Origin of the sequence: Bacillus sp. JJ864, assembly GCF_036963045.1 — a bacterium.
Lineage (GTDB): Bacteria > Bacillota > Bacilli > Bacillales > Bacillaceae_G > Bacillus_A > Bacillus_A pseudomycoides_C.
Genome location: NZ_JBALLY010000183.1, coordinates 1 through 2,167, shown reverse-complemented (window position 1 = coordinate 2,167; position 2,167 = coordinate 1). Strand labels below are relative to the sequence as shown.

Genomic DNA, 2,167 nt, shown 5'->3' with positions numbered 1-2,167 from the left:
AGCCAATTTTGCGGTTTATCAAATAAAAAGTATTATTAAACCTAGGAGAGTATACTCTAAACTCAACTCCTAGCAAAAACAGTATAGATGATATTTATTAAAAAGAAAAGCACTCCGAGGAGTGTTTTTCTTTTTTTGATTAAAAATAAATGCTCACACACCGCCGCCAAGCTAATAAGAATGAGTTATCCCAAAACAAAAAAATTGTACATTTTCCATGAAGATGTCAATTTTCTCGTTTTGGAGGTATTTGTATTTCTTAGCTTGATAGCGATGTGGCGGTACCCCATATAGAAAACTAATAATTGTCCCTATACCACCGGATATGAAAGCACCTACTTTAAATTGCGTGCTACAGATAACACCTGTAATATTTATTGCGTTTGCAAGATTGCTGATTCGTTCCAAGTCTTCACCTCCTTCCAAAATAAAAAAGAGAGACGTTTGTCCCTCTTTTTTACAAGTTATTTAATTCTTTAAAAAACGAATTTAGTTATCTTTCTTATCAAGATCATTAGAAATTTTATTTAAGATTTCACGTGCTTCTTTCTTTTCTTCTTCCGTTAATTTCGCATTCTTACTTTTCGCTTCAAGTGATTTCAGTACTTCCATGAATGTACTTTCTTTTGTACAGACATTGTCTGTATAAGAATCTCCAATTGCTACTAAGGAAAAATATCCGTCATCATTTGCTGAAACATATTTTCCATTAGTATATAAGGTTCCGTCTTTACCAATTGTTATTGAGTTATTAACACCACCTGACGGAAACCATGTTGATGTATAAGGAAGTTTCCACTTAAGCGTCCCATCAGGATTTAATGCACACAGTTCACTACTTGTTTTAAAATAAATTACACCATTTTTATCAATTACAGGTGGCTCTATATCAAAAAAACCTATTCTAGCCTGATATTTCCATTTCAAGGAATAGTCTGGATTATATGCGTAAATATAACCTTTCCCGCCCACATAAATTGTTCCATCTGTAGAAGAAACTGTAGGTGCGGAATACAATACTTCTTTTTCTTTCCATTGATGTACTATGTTCCCATTCTTATCAAAAACATATAACTTGTCCTGTGTATTTACAAGTATTTCATTATTTATCCCTAAAGTGAGCCCATTACCGCTGTATTCTCCCCAAAGATATTTTTGCCATAATTCCTTACCGGTTTTATCATGAGCATAGAGATATTTATTCCCAAGATCCGAAGCTAACGTATAAATGATGCCATCTTTTGAAATGAGCATAGAATTAGCTACCCCACCCCTTATTTCATTTGATGACCACTTCTTTGAACCATCTGGATTATAAGCATCTATTCCTTTTTGACCACGTACATAAATTGTACCGTCACTATCCAAAACAGGAGTATTTCCATATGGAGCTTTCACTTGCCATTTTATTGAACCATCTGGATTGAAAGCAGTTAAATCACCCGCAGTAACATAAATAGTTCCATCTTCAGCAATAACGGGCGTGCTGTTTCCTCCAGTCTTAATTTCCTTCTTCCATTTTACGGAACCATCTTTATTTAAAGCGTACAACTTTCTATTCGCATTTGTTACATAGATAGTTCCATCATGTCCAATTGCTGGCTGTGCCCAAAATACTGGTGAGCTAGAACCGTAGGGAACATCTTTATTGTAAAGCTTAAACTCCCATTTTACTTTATTAACATCTGTTCCAGCATAAGGTGAATTCCTACTCCAATTTTGTCCGAAAGGAAATTCAGCTTGTAAATCATATTTTCCTTGTTCAAATTGTTCACCTTGTGTGATACTAGAAAGCTTATTTAAGATATCACCCGCTTCTTTCTTTCCTTGTTCACCTTGTGTGATACTAGAAAGCTTATTTAAGATATCACGTGCTTCTTTCTTTTCTTCTTCTGTTAATTTCGCATTCTTACTTTTCGCTTCAAGTGATTTTAATACTTCCATCGATGTACTTTCTTTTGTGCATACTTTATCTATATATGTGTCTCCGATCGCGATTAGAGAATAATAATAAGAATCGTCTATAAGTGATCCACCAGCTCCTACAGTATATAGCGTACCATCCGCACCGATTGTTATAGAATGATTTGCATTCGTATTCGTTAATGCAAGTGGCATTTTCCATTTTAATGTTCCATCTGGGTTTACGGCATGTATTTCATTGGAT

At 34.5% G+C, this 2,167-nt stretch carries 2 protein-coding genes; both read right to left on the bottom strand.

Annotated features, from left to right (window positions below):
• Window positions 1-171: 171 nt before the first annotated feature.
• The gene (locus V7024_RS24495; RefSeq protein ID WP_438824500.1) at window positions 172-408 is read right to left on the bottom strand and encodes a hypothetical protein; all 237 of its coding nucleotides are present in this window, start codon (window positions 406-408) and stop codon (window positions 172-174) included.
• Between the two features lie 81 nt (window positions 409-489).
• Window positions 490-2,167 (bottom strand): PQQ-binding-like beta-propeller repeat protein (locus V7024_RS22045; protein WP_335523935.1); only part of this gene is annotated, 1,678 nt, incomplete at its 5' end.